Genomic DNA, 23,723 nt, shown 5'->3' with positions numbered 1-23,723 from the left:
GCACAAGCTCCGTCCTACGATGGTGGCCGTGTTGAACCCCCTCGCGTACATCGCCCAGCGCTGGACCCCCTCACCCCGTATGCTCCGGCGGGCCGCGCTCAGCGCCGTCGTGATGAGCGTGGTGATCATCGTGACCGGCGGCGCGGTCCGGCTGACCGGGTCCGGCCTCGGCTGCGACACCTGGCCCAAGTGCACGGACGAAAGCCTCATCGCCACCCCCGAGCAGGGGCTGCACGGGGCGATCGAGTTCGGCAACCGGATGCTGACGTACGTGCTGAGCGCGGCGGTCGGCTGGGCGATCATCGCGGCGCGCTCCGTCAAGCCCCGGCGGCGGGGTCTGAGCAGGCTGGCCTGGTCGCAGTTCTGGCTCGTCATGTTCAACGGCGTCCTCGGCGGCATCACCGTGCTCACGGAGCTCAACCCGTGGACCGTGGCCGGCCACTTCCTGGCCGCCAGCGCCCTGCTCACGGTCACCACCCTCACCTGGCTGCGCACCCGCGAGGGCGACGGCACGCCGCGCCCGCGCGTGCCGCGTCCGGTGCGCAAGCTCTCCTGGGCCCTGGTCGTCTCGTCGGGGGTGCTGATCGCCGCGGGCACGCTGGTGACGGGCTCCGGGCGGCACGCGGGCGACAGCAGCGATGTGCCGCGGATGCCCTTCGACTACGTCACCGTCGCCCATGTGCACGCGGTGTTCGCCTGGGTCGTCTGCGCGCTGGCGGTCGCGATGTGGCTGGTGCTGCGGGTGGTGGACGCCCCGGCCGACACCCGGGCGCGCGCCCGCGATCTGCTGCTGGTGCTGCTCGCGCAGGGCGCCATCGGTTATGTGCAGTACTTCACCGACACCCCTGAGCTCCTGGTCGGCGCCCACATGCTCGGCTCGTGCGCGGTGTGGATCGCCGTGCTGCGGGTCGCGGTCGGCATGCGGGAGCGGCCCCGTACGACGGCGGAGATCCCCGCTCAGGCGGACCAGACGCCCGCGACCGTCTGAGGCCGGTGGCCCGGTCGCCCCGTTACAGGGCCGGGCTCAGCCGTCCGCGAGGCCGTGGACGCGGCGGGCGTTGCCCGCCGCGATCAGCCCGGCCACCCGCCGGGCGTCCGCCACCGACCAGGCCCCGTCGCGCACCCAGCCGCCGAGGACCCGCTCCACCGCCACCCGGAAGACCCGGGCCCCCACCAGATGCAGCTCGGGCAGGCCCCGCGCACCGGTCGAGAAGAGCAGCTTCCCGAACGGCGCGCTCTCCAGCAGCTCGGCCAGCACGCTCGCGGCGCCGGCCCCCGTACGGGTGAGGACGGAGCCCAGGTCGACGTGGACCTGCGGAAAGAGGCCGGCGAGCAGGGCCGCGTCACGGTGGTACGGATACGTGTCCCGCAGCACGAGCGCGCCGCCGGTCCCGGCCGTGGCGGCGGCGAAGGGGTACGGGTCGGCCCCGCCGCCCGCGCCGAGGTGCAGCGGCAGTCCCGTGCGGACGGCGCTCCAGTGGAGATGGCGCAGGAGTACGGGGTCGGTGAGCCCCCCGTCGCCGGGGCCGCCGCGGGCGCGGGCGGAGAGCCAGCGGCCGGCCGCGCCGCGTACCTCCCCGGGCCCCGGCGGCTCGGGGTCGAGCGCGTGGCCCGGGTGGGTCGTGGCGGCGGCGCTGAGGGCGACGGCCGAGGCGGCGGCAGTGTGGACGGCCTCGGCGAGCCCGGTGAGGAAGGCGCCCACGCCGCCCGCGGTGACGGCGACCCGCGCGGCGAGGGGTTCGAGCCGGACGATCTCCCGGCCGCGGGCCGCCCCCGCCGCGGCGGTCTCGGCGGCGCCGGTCAGCTCGCCCGCCGGGGCCGCGCCCCCGGGGCCGGTGTCGGTGTCGGTGTCGACCAGATAGGTGGAGATCCCCGTGGCGCGCAGCAGCCGTCGGGAGACCTCCGGGGTGCCGAGTTCCCGGCGGCGGGCGAGATAGCGGGCCGGTGTGCAGTGCGGCTCCAGGCCGAGCAGCGGCGGGCACCAGCGCCGTACCGCCGCCCCGAGCTGGGTGTCGAAGAAGGTGGTGCCGGGGGCGGGCGGGGCGGCCGCCCCGCCGAGCCGGGCCTCGAAGGCGCCGAGCCCCAGCTCCGTGGTGAGTACGCCGTGGCAGTACTGGTCCACGAGGGACGCTGTCTCGATCATCGGGATTCCCGTCGTGGACCGTGGATCATGGACCGCATGACCGACTGAACCGGTGACCGACGGTCTGACGACCTGGTGCGCGACAACGCACGGGCTCGCGACGCCCAGGCCGTACTCCTACAGTCCTAACGGGTGAACCCGGGTTCCGGTGGCGTCTCCGGGATCTCTCCGGGAGCGCGCGGGGAGCATTTCAGGGGCGCACCCCTGGATCAGGGGCGCACCGCCCGGTCAGGGGCGCGCTTCAGGTGGGCCGGCCGTCGTCGGGCCGGCCGCCGAGCTGGAGTCCGGCCATCCGTCGCCACTCGTACGGTCCGGTGCGCACCTTGGCCGCGAACTCGCCGTCGAAGGAGTCGTGCACGGTGAGCCCGGCCCGCTCGGCCGCGGCGCTCGCGACCGCGTGCGTGGGGGCGACGAGATCGCCCCAGGCGCCGTCCTCGCCGACGAGTACGATCCGGGTGCCGGCCTGTCCCAGGTACGCGAGCTGGCCCTCGGCACCGCCGTGCTTCCCCGCGAAGGCGCCGATCTGCTTCGCGAGCCGGGCGGCCGTACGCGCGGCGCGCGCCTCGTGCCGGCTCCGCGCGCGCTTATCGACAGTCCCGCCGGTCCCACTGGTCCCGCCGGTCCCGCCGCTGCCGCCGCTCTGCTCTGCCTGCTGGGTCTCTGCCATGCACGGGATGCTACCGACGGGTAGATCAACTGGCGACGGGCGGGCCACGTGGCCTTGACCACGTACCCGCCCGTTACCGGAGAGTCTTTTCCGCCCCGCGCGAAGGCCGGGGGCGTCTCAACGGAGGAACCAAGGACGTCTCAGCGGAGGAAGGGGTCCACCGCGACGGCCACGAAGAGCAGCGACACATAGGTGATGGACCAGTGGAACAGCCGCATCTCCTTGAGCTTGGCGCCCGACTCCCCGGCCTTGGCGCGCGACTGGAGTCCGTGCGCCTCCCAGAGCCAGAAGCCGCCGGACAGCAGCGCCACCACCGTGTAGAACCACCCGGTGTACCCCAGCGGCGTCAGCAGCAGCGAGACGCCGACCATCACCCAGCTGTAGAGGACGATCTGGCGGGCCACCACGCGGTTGCTCGCGACGACCGGCAGCATGGGGACGCCGACCCGCTCGTAGTCCGCCTTCACCCGCATCGACAGCGGCCAGTAGTGCGGCGGCGTCCAGAAGAACATGACCAGGAAGAGGATGACCGCGGCCCAGGACATCGAGTTCGTCACGGCCGACCAGCCGATGAGCACCGGCATGCAGCCCGCGATCCCGCCCCAGACGATGTTCTGGGCGGTACGGCGCTTGAGGATCATCGTGTAGACGACGACGTAGAGAAGGGCCGCGCCCAACGAGAGTGCCGCGGACAGCCAGTTGACGAGAAAGCCGAACCAGAGAGTCGAGACGACCGTCAACGTCAGGCCGAAGACGAGTCCCTCACGCGGCGAGACCATTCCCGTGACAAGAGGGCGCTGCGACGTCCGGTCCATCAGCGCGTCGATGTCGCGGTCGATATACATGTTGAGCGCATTCGCGCCACCGGCGGAGAGGTAACCGCCAATACACGTAGTGAGCACCAGCAGCAGATTCGGTACGCCCTGCTGCGCCAGGAACATCACCGGAACGGTGGTGATCAGCAGCAGTTCGATGATCCGCGGCTTGGTCAGCATCACGAACGCCTTGACGCGGGCACCGAACGGCCGGTGGCCCCCCGAGCTCGGAGTCAAGGCGACCCCTGCGGGTCGGGACTCGACGGCCGTCACGCACACCCCTGACAGAGAAATCCCAGCAAGCATCCGGGCGTGAAGGCCCCGTAAAGACTTGCGCTTACCACGCCACTCTAGACGTTGCCCATATCGCGATTGCCGCCGGGGTCGGAGCACGCGGAGGTGTGTCGAACGCCGGGTTGAACGCGGTCCCGACCTGTCCCGTACACCCTGCCGACAGCCAGCCGAGAGGCGAAGTCCCCGCACGCACCGCACCCTGGAAAGACGCTCGGAAAGATGTCGGTTGCTGCGGGTAGGCTCGACAATGAACCGGTGCGCCCTCAGACACCGGGATTCGAACATGTGGAGAGGAGCCCTGACTCAGGGTGAGCACCAAGCCGACCACCACAGACCTTGAATGGACCGAATTGGACCGTCGGGCTGTAGACACCGCCCGCGTCCTGGCCATGGATTCCGTACAGAAGGTCGGCAACGGCCATCCGGGTACGGCCATGAGCCTGGCTCCCGCCGCGTACGTGCTGTTCCAGAAGCTGATGCGGCACGACCCCTCCGACGCGCAGTGGACCGGCCGTGACCGGTTCGTCCTCTCCGTGGGCCACTCCTCGCTGACGCTGTACATCCAGCTCTACCTGGCCGGATACGGCCTGGAGCTGAACGACCTGGAGTCCTTCCGCACCTGGGGTTCGAAGACCCCGGGCCACCCGGAGTACGGACACACGGTCGGCGTGGAGACCACGACGGGCCCCCTCGGCCAGGGTGTCGCGAACGCGGTGGGCATGGCGATGGCCGCCCGGTACGAGCGCGGGCTGTACGACCCGGACGCCGCGGCGGGCACGTCGCCGTTCGACCACACCATCTACGCGCTCGCGGGCGACGGCTGCCTCCAGGAGGGCATCTCCGCCGAGGCGTCCTCGCTGGCCGGGCACCAGAAGCTCGGCAACCTGATCCTGCTGTGGGACGACAACCACATCTCGATCGAGGGTGACACGGAGACCGCGGTCTCCGAGGACACCATGAAGCGGTACGAGGCGTACGGCTGGCACGTCCAGCGCGTCGAGCAGTCCCCCGACGGCGACCTCGACCCCCAGGCGCTGTACGCGGCGCTGGAGGCGGCCAAGGCCGAGACGGAGCGCCCGTCGTTCATCGCGGCGCGCTCGATCATCGCCTGGCCCGCGCCGCACGCGCAGAACACCGAGGCGGCGCACGGCTCGGCGCTCGGCGCCGAGGAGGTCGCCGCGACGAAGAAGGTCCTCGGCTTCGACCCCGAGAAGTCCTTCGACGTCGCCGACGAGGTCATCGCGCACACGCGTGAGGCGCTCGACCGGGGCCGTGAGGCCCGTACGGCGTGGGAGAAGACCTTCGCCGCGTGGCGCACCGCCAACCCGGAGCGCGCGGCCACGTTCGACCGCGTGCGGGCGGGCGAGCTGCCCGAGGGGTGGCAGGACAAGCTGCCCGCGTTCGAGACCGGCAAGGCCGTCGCCACGCGCGCCGCGTCCGGCAAGGTCCTCCAGGCGCTGGGCGAGGTCATCCCCGAGCTGTGGGGCGGCTCCGCCGACCTCGCGGGCTCGAACAACACCACGATCGACAAGACGTCGTCGTTCCTGCCCGTGGGCAACCCGCTGCCGGAGGCGTCGCCCTACGGCCGGACGGTGCACTACGGCATCCGCGAGCACGCCATGGGCTCGACGATGAACGGCATCGCGCTGCACGGCAACACCCGTATCTACGGCGGCACGTTCCTCGTGTTCTCCGACTACATGCGCCCCGCCGTCCGGCTCGCCGCGCTGATGCGGGTCCCCGTCACGTACGTGTGGACGCACGACTCCATCGGCCTCGGCGAGGACGGCCCGACGCACCAGCCGGTCGAGCACCTGTCGGCGCTGCGCGCCATCCCGGGGCTGAACATCGTCCGCCCGGCCGACGCCAACGAGACGGCGATCGCCTGGGGCGAGATCCTCAAGCGCCACGACAAGGGCGCCCCGCACGGCCTGGCGCTGACCCGCCAGGGTGTGCCGACGTACGAGGCCAACGAGGACGCGGCCAAGGGCGGTTACGTCCTGTTCGAGGCGGCGGACGCGGACGGCCGGGCCACGGCCCCCGAGGTCGTGCTGATCGGCACGGGCTCCGAGGTGCAGCTCGCGGTGGAGGCGCGCGAGCAGCTCCAGGCGTCCGGGGTGCCGGCGCGGGTCGTCTCGATGCCGTCGGTCGAGTGGTTCGACGAGCAGGACCAGGCGTACAAGGACAGCGTTCTGCCGCCGTCGGTGAAGGCGCGGGTGGCGGTCGAGGCCGGCATCGGGCTCACCTGGCACCGTTTCGTGGGCGACGCGGGCCGCATCGTGTCGCTGGAGCACTTCGGGGCTTCGGCGGACGCCAAGGTCCTCTTCCGCGAGTTCGGTTTCACCGCCGACGCGGTGGCCGCCGCCGCGCGGGAATCTCTTGAGGCCTCGGCGCGCTGACGCCCATATACGAACTGTAGGAGATGCAAACCTCATGACAGACGCACTCAAGCGCCTCTCCGACGAAGGCGTCGCGATCTGGCTCGACGACCTGTCGCGCAAGAGGATCACGTCCGGGAACCTGGCCGAGCTCCTCGACCAATCCCACGTGGTCGGTGTGACGACCAACCCGTCGATCTTCCAGAAGGCCATTTCCGGCGGCGACGGGTACGAGACCCAGCTGACCGACCTGGCGGCCCGGAAGGTCACCGTCGAGGAAGCCGTCCGCATGATCACGACGGCGGACGTCCGGGACGCCGCCGACATCCTGCGCCCCGTCTTCGACGCGACGCAGGGCCAGGACGGCCGGGTCTCCATCGAGGTCGACCCCCGTCTGGCGCACAACACCACGGCGACCATCGCCGAGGCGAAGCAGCTGGCCTGGCTGGTGGACCGCCCGAACACCCTCATCAAGATCCCGGCGACGAAGGCGGGGCTGCCCGCGATCACCGAGACCATCGGCCGGGGCATCAGCGTGAACGTGACGCTGATCTTCTCGCTGGAGCGGTACCGCGAGGTCATGGACGCCTACCTGACGGGCCTGGAGAAGGCGAAGGCCGCCGGCCTCGACCTCTCCACGATCCACTCGGTGGCGTCCTTCTTCGTGTCCCGTGTGGACACGGAGATCGACAAGCGGCTCGACGCGCTGGGCACGCCGGAGGCCAAGGAGGCCCGCGGCAAGGCGGCGCTGGCCAACGCGCGGCTCGCGTACGAGGCGTACGAGGAGGTCTTCTCCTCCGACCGCTGGGCCGCCCTGGACCGCGCGCAGGCCAACAAGCAGCGTCCGCTGTGGGCCTCGACGGGCGTCAAGGACCCCGCGTACAAGGACACGCTGTACGTGGACGAGCTGGTCGCGCCCAACACGGTGAACACCATGCCGGAGGCCACGCTGGAGGCCACGGCGGACCACGGGCAGATCACCGGTGACACGGTGCGCGGCACGTACGACCAGGCGCGCGCCGAGCTGGAGGCCGTCGAGAAGCTGGGCGTCTCGTACGACGACGTCGTCCAGCTCCTGGAGGACGAGGGCGTCGAGAAGTTCGAGGCGTCCTGGAACGATCTGCTCAAGTCGACCGAGGCGGAGCTCAAGCGCCTCGCTCCTTCGGAGGGCTGAACCCTTGACCGCAACCCACGGAGCGAACCCGCTCCGTGACGCCGCGGACCGACGGCTCCCGCGTATCGCGGGGCCGTCGGGCCTGGTCATCTTTGGCGTCACGGGCGATTTGTCCCGCAAGAAGCTGATGCCTGCGGTGTACGACCTCGCCAACCGTGGTCTGCTGCCGCCGGGCTTCTCCCTCATCGGCTTCGCCCGCCGCGAATGGCAGGACGAGGACTTCGCGCAGGAGGTGCACGACGCGGTCAAGGAGCACGCGCGTACACCGTTCCGCGAGGAGGTCTGGCAGCAGCTCGTCCAGGGCATGCGCTTCGTCCAGGGCGACTTCGACGACGACGACGCGTTCGAGAACCTGAAGACGACCATCGCCGAGCTGGACAAGGCCCAGGGCACGGGCGGGAACTTCGCGTTCTACCTCTCCGTGCCGCCGAAGTTCTTCCCGCAGGTCGTCCAGCAGCTCAAGAAGCACGGGCTGGCCGACCAGAAGGAGGGCTCCTGGCGCCGCGCGGTCATCGAGAAGCCCTTCGGTCACGACCTGGCCTCCGCCAAGGAGCTGAACAAGGTCGTCCACGAGGTCTTCCCGTCCAACGAGGTCTTCCGGATCGACCACTACCTGGGCAAGGAGACCGTCCAGAACATCCTGGCGCTGCGGTTCGCCAACACCCTCTTCGAGCCGATCTGGAACCGGTCGTACGTGGACCACGTGCAGATCACCATGGCCGAGGACATCGGCATCGGCGGCCGGGCCGGCTACTACGACGGCATCGGCGCCGCCCGTGACGTCATCCAGAACCACCTCCTCCAGCTGCTCGCGCTGACCGCGATGGAGGAGCCCGCCTCCTTCGACGCGGACGCGCTGGCCGCGGAGAAGACCAAGGTGCTGGGCGCGGTGAAGCTGCCCAAGGACCTGGGCGCGGACACGGTCCGCGGGCAGTACGCCGCGGGCTGGCAGGGCGGCGAGCAGGCCGTCGGCTATCTCCAGGAGGACGGGATCGACGCCCGTTCGAAGACCGACACCTACGCCGCGGTGAAGCTGGAGATCGACAACCGCCGCTGGGCGGGCGTCCCCTTCTACCTCCGTACCGGCAAGCGACTCGGCCGCCGGGTCACGGAGATCGCGGTCGTCTTCCAGCGCGCGCCGCACTCCCCCTTCGACCACACGACCACGGAGGAGCTGGGGCAGAACGCCCTGGTCATCCGCGTCCAGCCGGACGAGGGCGTGACGATGAGGTTCGGTTCGAAGGTCCCCGGCACCTCGATGGAGGTCCGGGACGTCTCGATGGACTTCGCGTACGGCGAGTCCTTCACGGAGTCCAGCCCCGAGGCGTACGAGCGGCTCATCCTCGATGTGCTGCTCGGCGACTCGAACCTCTTCCCGCGGGTGGAGGAGGTCGAACTGTCCTGGAAGATCCTCGACCCGATCGAGAACTACTGGGACAAGCACGGCAAGCCCGCGCAGTACGAGTCCGGGACCTGGGGTCCGGTCGAGGCGGACGAAATGCTCGCACGAGACGGACGGAGCTGGCGCCGGCCATGAAGATCGACCTTACGGACACCACGTCCAGCAAGATCAACAAGGCACTCGTGCAGGGCCGCCGGGCGATCGGCACCCCCGCGGTCGGCATGGTCCTCACGCTGGTCATCGTCACCGACGAGGAGAACGCGTACGACGCGCTCAAGGCCGCCAACGAGGCGTCCCGCGAGCACCCGTCGCGCAAGCTCGTCGTCGTGAAGCGGATCTCGCGCTCGGCGCGCGACCGGGCCCAGGCCCGGCTCGACGCCGAGGTGCGGGTCGGCACGGACGCGGGCACCGGCGAGACGGTCGTCCTGCGGCTGTACGGCGAGGTGATGGACCACGCCCAGTCGGTGGTGCTGCCGCTGCTGCTGCCCGACGCCCCCGTGGTGGTGTGGTGGCCGGTCAACGCGCCGGTCAACCCGGCGAAGGACGCGCTGGGCAGGCTGGCACAGCGCCGGGTGACGGACACGTACGCCGCCGAGCACCCGGTGCAGGAGCTGACGGCCCGCGCCGACGCCTACACCCCGGGCGACACGGACCTGTCCTGGACGAGGATCACCCCGTGGCGCTCGATGGTCGCGGCGGCCCTGGACCAGGTGGACTGCTCGGTCACCTCGGTGGAGGTGGAGGGCGAGGAGCACAATCCGAGCGGTGAGCTGCTCGCGATGTGGCTGGCGAACCGGCTACGGGTGCCGGTGCGGCGCTCGGTCTCGTCGGGCCCCGGGCTCACGGCCGTACGGATGGAGACGACCTGCGGGCCGATCACGCTCGACCGGGCCGACGGCGCGCTCGCCACGCTCTCCATCCAGGGTCAGCCGGACCGCGCGGTCGCGCTGAAGCGCCGGGAGACCTCGGAGCTGATCGCGGAGGAGCTGCGCCGGCTGGACCCGGACGACATCTACGCCTCGGCGCTGAAGTTCGGTGTGCACCGGCTGGGGGAAGCGAAGTCGCCGCTGCCGACGCGGGAGGCGGGGTCGTCGGAGCACACGCCCGCGCATCCGGTCACGCCGGCGAGCATGCCGGTGAAGAAGGCGGCGTCGAAGTGAGCACTCCCCAGCTCGTCGTGCACCGCGACAAGGAGCTGATGGCGCAGGCCGCGGCAGCCCGGCTGATCACGAAGATCGTGGACGCCCAGGCCGCCCGCGGCTCTGCGTCGGTGGTCCTCACGGGCGGGCGTAACGGCAACGGTCTGCTGGCCGCGCTGTCTGCGGCGCCCGCCAGGGACGCGATCGACTGGTCGCGGCTCGATCTGTGGTGGGGCGACGAGCGCTTCCTCCCGGAGGGCGACCCGGAGCGCAATGTCACCCAGGCGCGGGAGGCGCTGCTCGACTCGGTGCCGCTGGACCCGAAGCGGGTGCACGCGATGGCCGCCTCGGACGGTCCGTACGGAAGCGATGTGGAGGCGGCGGCGGCCGCGTACGCCACGGAGCTGGCGGCGGCGGCCCGGCCCGAGGACCACGGCCCGGTGCCGACGTTCGACGTGCTGATGCTGGGGGTCGGCCCCGACACCCATGTCGCGTCGCTCTTCCCGGAGCTGCCGGGTGTCCGGGAGACCGAGCGCACGGTGGTCGCGGTGCATGGCGCGCCCAAGCCGCCGCCGCTGCGGATCTCCCTCACCCTGCCCGCGATCCGCGCGGCGCACGAGGTCTGGCTGCTGGCGGCGGGCGAGGACAAGGCGAAGGCGGCGGAGATCGCGCTGTCCGGCGCGGGAGAGATCCAGGCCCCGGCGGCGGGTGCGTACGGCCGCAGCCGCACCCTGTGGCTGCTCGACGCGGCGGCGGCCTCGGCCCTCCCCCGCGCCCTGTACCCCCCGGCCTCCGCCTGAGGTCACCCCTGCCCGCCCGTACCCGCGGCCCGGCTCGCCTCTCCGGCGGTCCGGGCCGCGCGTACGTGTGTACGGCCCGCCCCCGCAGGGCGGATCAGTGCTTCCGCGGTTCCACCGGCGCGGTCGACTCCGCCGGCTCCGTCGGCGCTGTCGGCTCCGTCGGCTCCAGGAACGGCGTCAGCAGGCCCGGGACCGCCGTCTCCGCGAAGGCCAGCGCCTCGCTCTCCGCGGCGTCGTACACGTGGTACGCGCCCTCTCCCGCGGCCGTCGTCGCCGTCAGGGTGACCAGCCCGGCCCGGCGCTGGAAGAGGGACTGCTTGACGGTCCAGCCGATCACCCCGGAGCGCTGGAGCGCCACCGTCGAGCGGCGGACCGTGCCCGAGCGGGCCACGAGATAGCCGCCGCCGAGTCCATGGCCGAGATTGCGGTAGGCGTCGAGCGCGAGCAGGACAGCCGCGGGGAGCAGCAGCACCGCGCAGGCCGCCGCCACCCGCAGGAGCACGTCGGTCAGCAGCAGGCCGAGCCCCGCGAGCAGCGCCACCGGGAGCAGGGCGGCGGCCAGGGCCCAGCGCAGTCTGCGGCCCCGGGCGGCGCGCGGGTGCCGGGTCAGCGGCGCCCCGCCCGCCGGGTCCGTCGGGGAGACGGCCTCGCGCAGCACGCGGGCGGCCACCGCGTGGGCCACGGCGCGGGGCGCGGCGGGCAGCAGCGCCTTGTTGTCGGCGTGCTCGTCCTCCTCGTCCTGGGTGAGGCCGGTGGCGACCGCGTCCACCCGCGCCGCACCGGCCAGCCGGACGCCGAGCGGTTCGACGAGTTCCACGCCGCGCAGCCGGCGTTCCTCGATGGAGACCGAGCGGGAGGTGAGCAGTCCACGGCGGACCCGCAGGGTGCCGCCCGGCTCGCGCTCCAGCCGGTAGTTCCACCACATCTCGACCCACAGGCCGAGCGCGCCGACGACGCCCGCGAGGGCCGCCGCGGCCACCAGGGCCAGGATCGTCCAGACGAGCGGGGTGGTCTCGAAGAGGTCCCACACCCAGTCGATGACCTGGGTCTGCGCGCCGAACCACTCGCTGATCTGGAGCAGTCCGCCGGCCGCGGCGCCGCCGAGCACCGGGGCGACGAAGGAGATCGGCGCGTACCGGATCCAGCCGGGGTCGAGGGCGGCGAGCATGCCCTCGGGGTGGGTGCCCGGCTCACCCGGTGGCCGGTCGAGCAGTTCCGTACGGAGCCGTTCGCCCTCGGCGCGGGTGACCGGGTCGAGTTCCAGTGTGGATTCGCCGCCGGAGTGCTCGCCGGTGCCGATACGGACCTTCACGAGGCCGAGGATCCGCAGCAGCGGATGCGCGGTCAGGTCGACGCTGCGGATCCGTTCCCGGGCCAGTGAGCGGCGCTTGACCAGGAACAGCCCCGTGTGGAGTTCGGCGCGCTCGGGCCCTATCCGGTAGCGGGTGCGGCGCCAGCGGATGTACTCGCCGCCCGTGCCGGCGACGACCAGCAGCGCGGCCCCGGCCACCACCCAGGCCACCGACTCCCACAGCGGCATCCGGCCGGCCATCCCGACGGCGGTGGGCAGCCCGGCGCCGAGGACGACCCCGGCCAGGACGAGGGCGGTGACCAGGAGAGTGCGCCGGTCGAGCCGCCGCCACTCCGCCCCGGAAGCCGGGGAATCAGCCGCGGAAGCCGGGGAATCAGCCCCAGGGGTCGGGACGGGACCCACGGCCTCCGCCTCGGGAGCGGTGACCGGAGCCGGGCCCACCGCCTCCGGCGCCGGTTCCGGAGGGCCGCTCATGTCGCGTCCCCGGGCGTGGCCTGGGTGATGTGGGTCAGCCGCTCGGCGAGGTCCGCCGCCAGCTCGTGGTCGAGGCCCCGGATGTGCACGGCGCCCTTGGACGAGGCGGTCGTGACGATGACCGTGGAGAGCCTGAAGAGCTGCTCCAGCGGGCCGCGCACGGTGTCCACGGTCTGGATCCGGGACATCGGCGCGATCCGCCACTCCTGCCGGAAGAAGCCGGTCCGGACGTAGACGGCCTCGTCCGTCACCTCCCAGCGGTGCACCCTGAACCACCACACGGGTATGAGCGCCGTACCGGCGAGGCCCAGCACCGCGAGGACGGCCGCCGGACCCAGCAGCCATCCCCGCGCGGGGGCGATGAACACGCCGAGCGCGGTCAGCACGGCCACCGGGACCAGGGTCGTCAGCAGGCACTGCGCGCGCCACCAGCCGACGGCACGCTCGTCCAGCGTGTTGTTCGGCGGCCGCAGCCTCCGCACCCCCTCCCCCATCGGCTCAGCGGCCCCGCAGCGAGCGGTACGTGGCGACGAGCGCCGCGGTCGAGGCGTCGAGCTGCCCGCCCGGGGCCTCTCCGGTGAGCACGGGCTCGATCTCCTTGGCGAGGACCTTGCCGAGTTCGACGCCCCACTGGTCGAAGGAGTCGATGTTCCACACGGCGCCCTGGACGAACACCTTGTGCTCGTACAGGGCGATCAACTGGCCCAGGACGGACGGGGTCAGCGTCTCCGCGAGGATCGTCGTGGTCGGGTGGTCGCCGCGGAACGTCTTGTGCGGCACCAGCTCCTCGGCCACCCCCTCGGCCCGTACCTCCTCGGGCGTCTTGCCGAAGGCGAGCGCCTGGGTCTGGGCGAAGAAGTTGGCCATCAGCAGGTCGTGCTGGGCGACCAGGCCCGGCAGCAGATCGTCCACGGGCCGGGCGAAGCCGATGAAGTCGGCCGGGATGACCTTCGTCCCCTGGTGGATGAGCTGGTAGTACGCGTGCTGGCCGTTGGTGCCCGGGGTGCCCCAGACGACGGGCCCTGTCTGCCATTCCACCGGATTGCCGTCCCGGTCCACGGACTTGCCGTTGGACTCCATGTCGAGCTGCTGGAGGTAGGCCGTGAACTTCGACAAGTAGTGGCTGTACGGCAGGACGGCGTGCGACTGGGCGTCGAAGAACGCTCCGTACCAGACCCCCAGCAGCCCGAGCAGCAGCGGCGCGTTCTCCTCGGGGGGCGCGGTGCGGAAGTGCTCGTCGACGAGGTGGAAGCCGTCCAGCATCTCGCGGAACCGGCGGGGGCCGATCGCGATCATCAGCGAGAGCCCGATGGCCGAGTCGTACGAGTAGCGTCCGCCGACCCAGTCCCAGAACTCGAACATGTTCGCCGTGTCGATGCCGAAGTCGGCGACCTTCTCGGCGTTCGTGGAGAGCGCCACGAAGTGCTTGGCGATCGCCTCGGGACCGACCCGCAGCTCCGTCAGCAGCCAGTTGCGGGCCGAGGTGGCGTTGGTGATGGTCTCGATCGTGGTGAACGTCTTGGACGCGACGATGAAGAGCGTCTGGGCCGGGTCCAGGTCCCGTACCGCCTCGTGCAGGTCCGCGCCGTCCACGTTCGAGACGAAACGGACCGTCAGGTCGCGGTCGGTGAAGGAGCGCAGCGTCTCGTAGGCCATGGCGGGGCCGAGGTCGGAGCCGCCGATGCCGATGTTGACGATGTTCCTGATGGGCAGGCCCGTGTGGCCCGTCCACTCGCCGTGCCTGACCTGGTCGGCGAAGGCTGCCATCCGGTCGAGGACTGCGTGCACCGCCGGGACGACGTTCTCCCCGTCGACCTCGATCACGGCGTCGCGCGGGGCGCGGAGCGCGGTGTGCAGGACGGCGCGGTCCTCCGTGGTGTTGATCTTCTCGCCGCAGAACATCGCGTCCCGCAGCTCCGTGACCCCGGTGGACGCGGCCAGTTCGCGCAGGAGCGCCAGCGTCTCGTCCGTCACCAGGTGCTTGGAGTAGTCCAGGTACAGGTCACCCACCTGGAGGGTGTAGCCGGTGCCGCGCGCCGGGTCGGCGGCGAACAGCTCCCGGAGGGAGGTCCCCGCCAGCTGCTCCCGGTGCTTGCCCAGGGCGCTCCACTCGGGCGTCCGGTTGAGCCTGGTACGGCTTTCCGCGTTCATCTCGGACATCAGCCCACTTCTTCTCGTGCCTGTGTGCGTGCGTGTCTGTGTACGCCTGCGAGTCTGTCTGCCCCCACTGCCGGTCCCAACTTAATTGATCAGAGTGCCGAGCGAGGCGACAGCCAGTACGAAGAGCCCGGCGGCGAGCAGGGCGGGGGTGTTCAGTCCCCAGCCGGCTGCCGCGGCCCCCGCCAGCAGCGCGCCGAGCGGCGCCCCGGCGAGCGAGAGCGTACGGAAGGCCGAGCTGATCCGGCCCAGCATCTCGCGGGGGCTGCGCTCCTGCATCAGGGTGGTCTGGCTGACGTTCCACACCATGTTCATCGTGCCGAACACCCCGAGGCAGAGGGCGGGCACCCAGATCTCCCGCACCGAGCCCAGCGCCACCAGACAGCAGATTTGCAGGGCCCCGGCCAGGAATATCGCCCGGAGGCGCCCGATCCGCTCGGTGAGCCGCCCGGCTATGAGACCGCCCACCACGCTCCCCGCGCCGAAGGCCGTGAGCGTCAGCGCGTACGCCCGGTCACCGCCGTCCAGCCAGCCCGTGACGTGCAGCACCAGCGTGGCGATGAGTCCGCCCATCGCGACGTTGCAGAGCGTCGTGGCCAGGCACAGCCCGCGCAGCGTCCGGTCCGCCGCCAGGAACCGGATCCCCGCCGCGATCTCGGCGCGCAGGGTGGATCCCGATGTGCGGGGCGGCCGCTCCGGCGCCGCGATCCGCAGGGAGGCGATCAGCAGGGCCGCCACCCCGTACGTGAGGGCGTTGGCCGCGTGCGGGGCGGCCACCCCGACGACCAGCAGCACGGGGACCAGCGGGGCGGCGAGGAAACCGCTCGCTAGCTGCTGCCCGGTCATCAGCCGGGCGTTGGCACCGGCGAGGGCCGGCTGCGGCACGAGCGAGGGCAGCAGGGCGGTGGCCGCGTTGTCGAAGAGCGTCTGGAGCGTCGTGAGGAGAAAGGCGAGGGCGAGGAGGAGCGCGATCGACGCGTGGCCGAGGCCGACGGCCACGGCGAACGCCGCCATCAGCGCGCCGCGCACCAGGTCGACGCCCCACATCGCCCGCCGCTGGTCCACCCGGTCCGCGACCGCCCCGCCGACCAGCCCGAACAGCAGCCATGGCAGATAGCCGCAGGCCGTCACCGAGGCGATCAGCAACGGATCGTCGGTGAGCGAGGCGGCGAGCAGCGGCAGGGCCGCCGTCCGCAGCGCGTCGCCGAACCGCGAGACGACCGCGGCGGACCACAACCGCCCGAACCCCCCGCGCCAGGCGGGCGCCCGTACCTCCACCGTGCCGACAGATGTCATCACCGCTCCCCTCCGGTCGACTGCTACAGACCGTAAGGGGTGCCACTGACAATGCGGCCGGAGAGCGGCGGCGCCGAAAGGACGCGACGCGGGCAAAAACGGTTCGGCCGGACACGCGCCACGTGTCCGGCCGGAAAATCTCTCCCGTACCGGAAGCGGTACGGTCCTTAAAGTTCGCCGCGCAGTTTGGCGAGGGCTTCGGCGAGAATCGCCTCGCCGTCCGCGTCACTGCGCCGCTCCCGCACATAAGCGAGATGGGTCTTGTACGGCTCCGTGCGCGGCGGGTCCGGCGGATTGTCCCGGTCCTGACCGGCCGGGAATCCGCAGCGCGGGCAGTCCCACGTCTCCGGAACCTGTGCGTCACTGGCGAAGCTCGGCACCGTCTCGTGCCCGTTCGAGCACCAGAAGGAGATGCGCAGGCGGGGCGCGGACTCGCCGCGCTCGGCCTCACCCATCGGCCCCGCTCCGACCCGGCTTCCCCGGATCGCGTTGCCACTTGCCACGGTCGTAACTCCCTGCGTGATGGTGCCGCAATGCATCGGTAGGCAGCTCCGCTGCCGGGCGCCCCAGTCTACGTAAGGCCCAACGCGCGTCCAGTGAAGGGAGTTACCCTCCTGCAGCCGGTCGCGCAACCCATGATAGGCCGCGCCCGCGGCCCCGTACCGCGGCCGTACCCGGGGTCCGGGTCAGCTGTCCAGCTTGAGCACGAGGCCAAGCACGACAATGCACGCGAACCACAGCAGCCCGACCACGACGGTGATGCGGTCGAGGTTGCGCTCGGCGACCGAGGACCCGCCGACGGAGGACTGCATTCCGCCACCGAACATGTCGGAGAGGCCGCCGCCCTTTCCCTTGTGCATCAGCACCAGCAGCATCAGCAGCAGGCTGAAGACGATGAGGGCGATCGAGAACCCCATAACCACGGCTGGACCAACTTCCTCGGACTGGATCAACGGGACTGATTATCAGCAGAACGCATAAAGCATAAAGAACAGCGGGGGCCGGGTGGCATCTCCCGCGATTACGCACCGGAAATACCCACTCGACCCCCGCCAGGGTACGACGGATCCGCGCCCCCGCATACCGGGACCGACCGGGTCGGTCCTACTGGTCGCGGAACCTGACGATCTTGACGAACTCGTCGGCGTCCAGCGCCGCGCCGCCCACCAGAGCGCCGTCCACATCGGGCTGCGCCATGATCGCGGCGACGTTACCGGACTTCACCGAGCCGCCGTACTGGATCCGGACCCGGTCGGCCAGCTCCTGCGAGTACAGCTCGGCCAGCCGGCCGCGGATCGCGCCGCAGACCTCCTGCGCGTCCTCGGGGGTGGCGACCTCGCCGGTGCCGATGGCCCACACCGGCTCGTACGCGATCACCACGGACTCGGCCTGCTCGGCCGGGATGTCCTTGAGGCCGCCGTCGAGCTGGCTGAGCGTGTAGGAGACCTGGTCACCGGCCTTGCGGATGTCCAGGCCCTCGCCGACGCAGAGGATCGGGGTCAGGCCGTGCTTGTACGCGGCCTTCACCTTGGCGTTGCAGATCTCGTCCGTCTCGGCGTGGTACTGGCGTCGCTCGGAGTGACCGACGGCCACGAAGGTGCACTTCAGCTTGGCCAGCATGGGGCCGGAGATCTCGCCGGTGTACGCGCCGGAGTCGTGCGCCGAGATGTCCTGGGCACCGTATTTGATCTTGAGTTTGTCGCCGTCGACGAGCGTCTGTACGGAGCGCAGGTCGGTGAAGGGCGCCAGCACGGCGACCTCCACGGCGTCGTAGTCCTTGTCACTCAGGGCAAAGGCGAGCTTCTGGACGTGGGCGATGGCCTCAAGGTGGTTGAGGTTCATCTTCCAGTTGCCCGCCATCAGCGGGGTGCGGCCGGTCTTCTCGGTCGAAGCGGTCATGCGGGTTCAGTCCTCCAGTGCGGCGAGGCCGGGAAGCGTCTTGCCCTCGAGGTATTCGAGGCTCGCGCCGCCACCGGTCGAGATGTGGCCGAATGCCTTCTCGTCGAAGCCCAGGATCCGGACGGCGGCGGCGGAGTCCCCACCGCCGACGACCGAGAAGCCCGGGGAGTCGACGAGCGCCTGGGCGACGGCCTTGGTGCCCTCGGCGTAGTCGGGGTGTTCGAAGACGCCCATGGGACCGTTCCAGAAGACGGTCGCCGCGTCGGCGAGCTTCGAGGCGTACAGCCGGCCGGTCTCGGGGCCGATGTCCAGGCCCATCTGTCCGGCCGGGATGGCGTCCACGGCCACGGTCGCGGGGTGCGTGGGCGCCTTGGCCTTGAGGTCCGGGAACTCCGCGGAGACGAGGACGTCGACGGGGAGCACGAACTCCACGCCGCGCTCCTCGGCCCGCTTGAGGTAGCCCTGGACGGCCGGGATCTGGTCCTCCTGGAGGAGCGAGGTGCCGATCTCGTGGCCCTGCGCCTTCAGGAAGGTGTAGGCCATGCCGCCGCCGATCAGGATGCGGTCGGCCTTCTCCAGCAGGTGGTCGATGACGCCGAGCTTGTCGGAGACCTTGGCGCCGCCGAGCACGACGGCGTACGGCCGCCGCACGTCGTCGGTGAGCCGCTTGAGGACGCCGACCTCCGTGGCGATGAGGCCGCCCGCGGCGTGCGGCAGCCGGGCCGGGAGGTCGTAGACGGAGGCGTGCTTGCGGTGCACGGCGCCGAAGCCGTCGCCCACGTACAGATCGGCCAGCGAGGCGAGCTGGTCGGCGAAGGCGCCGCGCTCGGCGTCGTCCTTCGCGGTCTCGCCCGCGTTGAAGCGGAGGTTCTCGATGACGGCGACCTGGCCGTCGGCGAGGGCGGCGACGGTGGCGCGGGCGGAGTCGCCGACCGTGTCGGTCGCGAAGGCCACCTCGGCGCCGAGGAGTTCACCGAGGCGCGCGGCGGCGGGGGCGAGCGAGAAGGCCGGGTCGGGGGCGCCCTTGGGGCGGCCCAGGTGCGAGGCGACGACGACCCGGGCGCCGGCCTCGGCGAGCCGGGCGACCGTCGGCTGTACGGCGCGGATACGGCCGTCGTCGGTGATGGTCGTGCCGTCGAGCGGCACATTGAGGTCGGCACGGACGAATACGCGCCGGCCGGCGACCCCTTCTGCGAGGAGTTCGTCGATCGTCTTCACTGCTGCTGGGCTCCTTGGGATCTCTGGACAGACAGACCAACAGGGCTCGAACGGCGCCTCTCGTGCGCCGGCCGAGCCCTGTCACTCATATCGAGGTGCCCAGGGCGTGTCGCGAAAGTCCCGCCTGGCACGCGACGCCTGGCACGCACGCTCGCTGCGTTGTCGGAGTCGTCCAAGTACGTCCAGTACGAGGACGATCCTCCGCCTTGCGATCGCACGCACCAGACGCCGCGAGCCCCGCCCTGCGGGCGGACGGCGCTACTTTCGCAACGCGCCCTGGTGCGTGTCGCGGAGTGTCCGTCAGAGCCGGGCGCCGACGAAGACGGTCAGGTCGACCAGGCGGTTGGAGTAGCCCCACTCGTTGTCGTACCAGCCGATGACCTTGACGCTCTTGCCCTGGACCATGGTCAGGGAGGAGTCGAAGGTGCAGGACGCCGGCCAGTTGACGATGTCCGAGGAGACGATCGGGTCCTCGGTGTAGTCCAGGTAGCCCTTGAGCTCGCCCTGGGCGGCCTTCTGGAACGCGGCGTTGACCTCGTCCTTGGTCACCACGCGCTCCGTCTCGACGACCAGGTCGGTGACGGACCCCGTCGGGACCGGCACGCGCATCGCCATGCCGTTGAGCTTGCCCGCCAGCTCCGGGATGACCAGGCCGAGGGCCTTGGCCGCGCCGGTGCTCGCCGGAATGATGTTCTCGGCGGCGGCGCGGGCCCGGCGCAGGTCCTTGTGCGGGAAGTCCTGGAGACGCTGGTCGCTGGTGTAGGCGTGGACCGTGGTCATCAGGCCGGAGACGATGCCGAAGTTCTCCAGGAGCACCTTGGCCATCGGCGCCACGCAGTTGGTGGTGCAGGAGGCGTTGGAGATGATGTGGTGGTTGGCCGCGTCGTACTTGTCCTCGTTGACACCCAGCACGATCGTGATGTCCTCGTCCGAGGCCGGAGCCGAGATGAGGACCTTCTTGGCGCCGCCCGCGATGTGCTTCTCGGCGTCGGCCTTCTTGGTGAAGATGCCGGTCGACTCGATGACGATGTCGACGCCCAGCTCACCCCAGGGGATGTCGGCCGGGTTGCGCTCGGAGAGCACCTTGATGGTGTGACCGTCGACAGTGATCGTGTCGGCGGTGTGGGTCACCTCGGCCTTGAGGCGGCCCAGGATCGTGTCGTACTTCAGCAGATGTGCCGTGGTCGCGGTGTCACCCAGGTCGTTGACAGCCACGATCTCGATGTCTGCACCCTGCTCCAGCAGCGCGCGGAAGTAGTTACGACCGATGCGGCCAAAGCCGTTGATGCCTACGCGGATCGTCACGAACCGATCTCCTCGTTAGGTACGCCGGGTTTCGACGCCGGCGAGTTGTATGGGATGTCCCCGACCGCTTACGACCCTACCTCTCCACGGCCCCGCCGGTGACATCGAGTGTCCCCGGAAACCGGCGGGGTCCGGGGACAGCCCGCACCCGGCCCCGTTCCCGTGCCGGCGCACGGCCGCCGGCACGGGTACGGGCGCGCGCGCCCGGCGCGCGACTGCGGAATCAGCGCCGGAGCGAGCGCAGCGCCTTGTCCAGGAGCGCGGCGCGCTCCCCCGCGTCGGTCAGGTGCTCCAGGCCGAATCCGAAGAGCACGGTGTCACGCGTGGTGACCGAGGCGTACGAGGCGAAGAGCGTCCGGGAGCGTGCCCAGTCCCCCGCGACCGCCGGGGAGCCGGCCGGCGGTCCCGGCACGGTCCACGCGCCCATCGAGGTCTCGAAGCCCTCGGTCTCCCGCTCCGCGCCGCCCACGACCAGGCGCGCGTCGTCCGCGAAGAGGCCGCGCCCGCCGCTGCCGGGGTCGGTGACGTAGCTCAGCGAGAGCTCGGCCTTGGTGCCCGCGTACGCGCTCAGATCGAAGGCGACCTGCTGCCAGCCGTCGGAGGCGCCGGTGAGGCTGTTCCAGGCGCCGCTGGTGCCGGTGGCGGTGCAGCCGTCGGCGCCGAGCGTCAGGTAGTGGCCGAGGAACGGGTGGCCCTGGAGGAAGAAGCCCGCCTCGCACTCGGCGGGTACGGCGGTGCTGCTCGCGCCGCCGGCCTCGGGCAGGGTGGTCCAGTCCTCGCCGCCGCTGGTGCGGGCCTCCAGGAGGGCGTGGTCGTACCCCTCCTCCGTGTTCCAGTTGAGCGCGAGGCGCAGCTCGGGCCGGTCGGCCGCGCTGACCCCGGTCAGGTCGACGGTGCGGGTGAGGCGGCGCCAGGCGTTGTCCTGGTGGGCGGTGGCGGCCATCCACTGGCCGGCGTAGGGCGCGTACGGGTTGCTCACGCCCGCGTACGAGCCCGTCTGGGCGCCGGCGAACTGCGGATACGCCGCCGGGTCCAGCGTGTCGGAGGTGACCGTGTACGCGCCCACCTGGTTCAGCGGGGTGCCGGGCAGATCGGTCAGGGCGCCGCCCGCGCCGGTGAGCGTCCCGGCGCCGGTGAAGCCGGTGGCGCCGGAGGTGGCGGTGCGGCCGTACGCGCCGAAGTAGTACTGGCTGATGTCGTCGGTGGCGGCGCGGCCGATCCGGGTGCTGCCGCCGGCGAGCCGGCCGGCCTCGATCAGCTTGCCGCCCTCGTTGAGGAAGGCGCGCAGCGCGAGCTGGGTGGCGCCGCCGGGGGCCGTGGCGCCGGTGTAGTGGACGGCGGCGGAGAAGTGGCCGAGGACGCCGAGCGGGTGCGGGGCGCCCTGGGTGGCGACGTCCCAGACGGCGGCGGTACGGCCGGTGGCGCGCAGCGCGTCGACGTAGGCGCCGGTCCGCTGGGCGGGCGCGCCCTCCTCGGCGATCACGAGGGTGTCGGCGCGGGGGCGTTCGGCCACGGTGTAGCTGAAGTGCTCGCTGGCGGTGGGCTTCCCGCTCGCCGTGCGCGCGGTGAACCAGACCTCGACCTTGTCACCCGTACGAGCGAGGCCGGTTGTCCCGCGGTACTCGTCGAAGTGGAGGTTGTCCTCGCCGCCGTAGGTCTTGCCGCCCTTCCAGGCGTGGAGTTTCCCGGTCTGGACGCGGCCGCCGTTGACGCGGTACTTCAGCTCCTTGTTCCGGAGCGCCTTGCGGGCGGTGACGGAGACCTCCTGGCCGGTGCCGCGCGCGTACGAGGTGGTGAAGGGGTCGGTGGTGAAGTCGGGTGCGGTCAGGCCGACCGCGGAGGACGGCTGGTCGGGGTGGGCGGCGGTCTCGGCGACGGAGAGCGCGAAGGGGATGTTCTTGGCGAACTCTCCCTGGATCAGCTTCTCGTCGTCGGGGAAGTTGAAGCCGGAGCGGCAGTCCTTGGCCTCCCAGGCGTCGTCCGGGTCGAGCGCGGACGCGGTCTGACAGGTCGTCATCTCCGGGGTGAACATCATCGTGCCGTTGACGTTCGCGGCATGCCCGTCGGCCTCGCCGTTGGTGGTGTACAGCTCGGAGGAGACCTGCGGGTAGTAGCCGGGGACCGCCGGGTTCTCCGGAGTGCCCGCGAGTGCCTTGTAGAGCACGTCGTCGGGGGTCGGGGTGGCCACCTGCCAGCCGACGCCGTAGAGGAGCAGTTCGGCGGCGGAGTGGTAGTTGATGCCGTAGTCGAAGCCGATGCGCTTCTGGAACCGGTCGATGGCCTGGGTCTCCGGCTCGGAGCCGGGGCCGTCGCCGCGGTAGGTCTCGCTCGCCGGGCGCGGCGACGAACCCTCGTCGTCGTAGCCCCACTTGTAGGCGAAGTTCCGGTTGAGGTCGACGCCGTCCCCGGAGGTGATCTGCCCGTCCCCGTTGACGTCACGGAGGTTCTTGCGCCACAGCCGGTTGCTGTCGGAGCTGTGGGTGAAGTCGTAGCCGTCGGGGTTGGCGGAGAGGACGAACCACAGCTCGGTGGAGTCGACGATCTTCGTGATCCGCCGGTCCTTGCCGTAGTTGTCGATGTAGTGGTGCATCAGCCGGCGGGTCATCTCGGGGGTGATCCACTCCCGGGCGTGCTGATTGGACATGTACAGCACGGACGGCTTGGCGCCGTCCTTGGTGGTCCGCGCGCCCTTGCTGAGCTTGAGGGCGAGGATGTCCTGGCCGCGCAGGGTCTTGCCGAGGGAGACGACCTTCGCGATCCGGGGGTTGGCCTGCCCGGCGCTGACGATCTCCTCCTGGAGGTTGCCCGGACCGCTGTACGGGCGGAACACCCCGTCCCCGGCGGCCCGGAGCCGTCCGGCGGCCCCGGCGGACACCGTGCGTTCGGTGACGGTGACGCCCTGCCGCTCCAGGTCGCGCGCCTGGGCGTCGGTGAGGAAGACCTCGACCTTCGCGGTGCCCTTCTCGGGGGCCCGTTCGCTCAGTTCGTGCGCGTCCTGGCCGGCCGCGAGGAGCAGGGGGACCTGCTCCTTGGTGACCTCGGCGTCGAAGACCTTCACCGCGTCGGCGGCGGTCCCCTCTCCGGCCGTCGCGCCGGGCGCCGGCTGTGCCTGGGCGGCGGTGGCCGCCGTCATTCCGCCCAGCAGCAGCGCGCCCGCCACCAGGATCGATCCCGCTCTTCGTCTCATGTGCCCCTCTTGCCGTCGACGTCGACTGCCATGTCCATGAACAGACGTCAGGCTGACCAGGCT

The 23,723-nt window shown here is 71.3% G+C and carries 19 protein-coding genes; 6 read left to right on the top strand and 13 right to left on the bottom strand.

The features are described from left to right. Positions 1-19: 19 nt before the first annotated feature. On the top strand, positions 20-988 hold the full coding sequence (locus AB0P17_RS07995) for a COX15/CtaA family protein (protein WP_365808645.1): 969 nt from the start codon (positions 20-22) through the stop codon (positions 986-988). Positions 989-1,024: 36 nt separating this feature from the next. Here AB0P17_RS07995 and AB0P17_RS07990 read toward each other — a convergent pair whose 3' ends face one another. From AB0P17_RS07990 to AB0P17_RS07980, 3 genes are all read right to left on the bottom strand, one after another. Next, positions 1,025-2,143: an amidohydrolase gene (locus AB0P17_RS07990; RefSeq protein ID WP_365808643.1), complete on the bottom strand. Its 1,119-nt coding sequence runs from the start codon at positions 2,141-2,143 to the stop codon at positions 1,025-1,027. Positions 2,144-2,384: 241 nt separating this feature from the next. Further along, positions 2,385-2,810 (bottom strand): hypothetical protein, encoded by a 426-nt coding sequence (locus AB0P17_RS07985; RefSeq protein WP_365808642.1) that lies wholly within the window; start codon positions 2,808-2,810, stop codon positions 2,385-2,387. Positions 2,811-2,950: 140 nt separating this feature from the next. After that, entirely contained in the window at positions 2,951-3,931 is a 981-nt protein-coding gene (locus AB0P17_RS07980) for a heme o synthase (protein ID WP_365808640.1), read from the bottom strand. Between the two features lie 296 nt (positions 3,932-4,227). On the opposite strand from AB0P17_RS07980, the gene tkt reads away from it, so the two are divergent. From tkt to pgl, 5 genes are read left to right on the top strand one after another with little or no spacing between them, the layout of a single operon-like run. After that, a complete protein-coding gene (gene tkt / locus AB0P17_RS07975; RefSeq protein ID WP_365808638.1) occupies positions 4,228-6,318 on the top strand; it encodes a transketolase in 2,091 nt (696 codons plus the stop codon). A 34-nt stretch (positions 6,319-6,352) separates the two neighbouring features. After that, a complete protein-coding gene (gene tal / locus AB0P17_RS07970) occupies positions 6,353-7,471 on the top strand; it encodes a transaldolase (protein ID WP_365808637.1) in 1,119 nt (372 codons plus the stop codon). A gap of 4 nt (positions 7,472-7,475) precedes the next feature. After that, the gene (gene zwf / locus AB0P17_RS07965) at positions 7,476-9,008 is read left to right on the top strand and encodes a glucose-6-phosphate dehydrogenase (RefSeq protein WP_365808635.1); all 1,533 of its coding nucleotides are present in this window, start codon (positions 7,476-7,478) and stop codon (positions 9,006-9,008) included. Further along, the gene (gene opcA / locus AB0P17_RS07960) at positions 9,005-10,033 is read left to right on the top strand and encodes a glucose-6-phosphate dehydrogenase assembly protein OpcA (RefSeq protein WP_365808633.1); all 1,029 of its coding nucleotides are present in this window, start codon (positions 9,005-9,007) and stop codon (positions 10,031-10,033) included. The genes zwf and opcA overlap by 4 nt, the downstream gene beginning before the upstream one ends. After that, on the top strand, positions 10,030-10,812 hold the full coding sequence (gene pgl / locus AB0P17_RS07955) for a 6-phosphogluconolactonase (RefSeq protein WP_365808631.1): 783 nt from the start codon (positions 10,030-10,032) through the stop codon (positions 10,810-10,812). The genes opcA and pgl overlap by 4 nt, the downstream gene beginning before the upstream one ends. 94 nt (positions 10,813-10,906) lie before the next feature. On the opposite strand, the gene AB0P17_RS07950 is transcribed toward pgl, so the two are convergent. The 10 genes from AB0P17_RS07950 to AB0P17_RS07905 form a co-directional block, all read right to left on the bottom strand. Then, entirely contained in the window at positions 10,907-12,598 is a 1,692-nt protein-coding gene (locus AB0P17_RS07950) for a PH domain-containing protein (RefSeq protein WP_365808629.1), read from the bottom strand. After that, positions 12,595-13,092 (bottom strand): PH domain-containing protein, encoded by a 498-nt coding sequence (locus AB0P17_RS07945; RefSeq protein WP_365808627.1) that lies wholly within the window; start codon positions 13,090-13,092, stop codon positions 12,595-12,597. The genes AB0P17_RS07950 and AB0P17_RS07945 overlap by 4 nt, the downstream gene beginning before the upstream one ends. A 4-nt stretch (positions 13,093-13,096) precedes the next feature. Then, positions 13,097-14,749, bottom strand: a complete 1,653-nt coding sequence (gene pgi / locus AB0P17_RS07940) for a glucose-6-phosphate isomerase (RefSeq protein WP_365808826.1) — start codon at positions 14,747-14,749, stop codon at positions 13,097-13,099. 90 nt (positions 14,750-14,839) lie between these two features. Next, positions 14,840-16,051 carry an MFS transporter gene (locus AB0P17_RS07935; protein WP_365808625.1) on the bottom strand — a complete coding sequence of 404 codons (1,212 nt, stop codon included), beginning with the start codon at positions 16,049-16,051 and terminating at the stop codon, positions 14,840-14,842. A 167-nt stretch (positions 16,052-16,218) separates the two neighbouring features. Beyond that, the gene (locus tag AB0P17_RS07930; RefSeq protein ID WP_078854845.1) at positions 16,219-16,554 is read right to left on the bottom strand and encodes an RNA polymerase-binding protein RbpA; all 336 of its coding nucleotides are present in this window, start codon (positions 16,552-16,554) and stop codon (positions 16,219-16,221) included. A gap of 183 nt (positions 16,555-16,737) precedes the next feature. Continuing rightward, the gene (gene secG, locus AB0P17_RS07925) at positions 16,738-16,968 is read right to left on the bottom strand and encodes a preprotein translocase subunit SecG (protein ID WP_030353663.1); all 231 of its coding nucleotides are present in this window, start codon (positions 16,966-16,968) and stop codon (positions 16,738-16,740) included. 187 nt (positions 16,969-17,155) lie between these two features. Beyond that, positions 17,156-17,950: a triose-phosphate isomerase gene (gene tpiA, locus AB0P17_RS07920; protein WP_365808623.1), complete on the bottom strand. Its 795-nt coding sequence runs from the start codon at positions 17,948-17,950 to the stop codon at positions 17,156-17,158. Positions 17,951-17,956: 6 nt separating this feature from the next. After that, on the bottom strand, positions 17,957-19,168 hold the full coding sequence (locus tag AB0P17_RS07915) for a phosphoglycerate kinase (protein ID WP_365808622.1): 1,212 nt from the start codon (positions 19,166-19,168) through the stop codon (positions 17,957-17,959). A 300-nt stretch (positions 19,169-19,468) separates the two neighbouring features. Beyond that, the gene (gene gap / locus AB0P17_RS07910) at positions 19,469-20,473 is read right to left on the bottom strand and encodes a type I glyceraldehyde-3-phosphate dehydrogenase (RefSeq protein WP_365808621.1); all 1,005 of its coding nucleotides are present in this window, start codon (positions 20,471-20,473) and stop codon (positions 19,469-19,471) included. Between the two features lie 223 nt (positions 20,474-20,696). Then, positions 20,697-23,660 (bottom strand): M14 family zinc carboxypeptidase, encoded by a 2,964-nt coding sequence (locus AB0P17_RS07905; RefSeq protein ID WP_365808619.1) that lies wholly within the window; start codon positions 23,658-23,660, stop codon positions 20,697-20,699. Positions 23,661-23,723 lie beyond the last annotated feature (63 nt).

It is taken from the genome of Streptomyces sp. NPDC088124 (assembly GCF_040685895.1).
Classification (GTDB): Bacteria; Actinomycetota; Actinomycetes; order Streptomycetales; family Streptomycetaceae; genus Streptomyces.
This window is presented reverse-complemented; position numbering and strand designations above follow the sequence as displayed.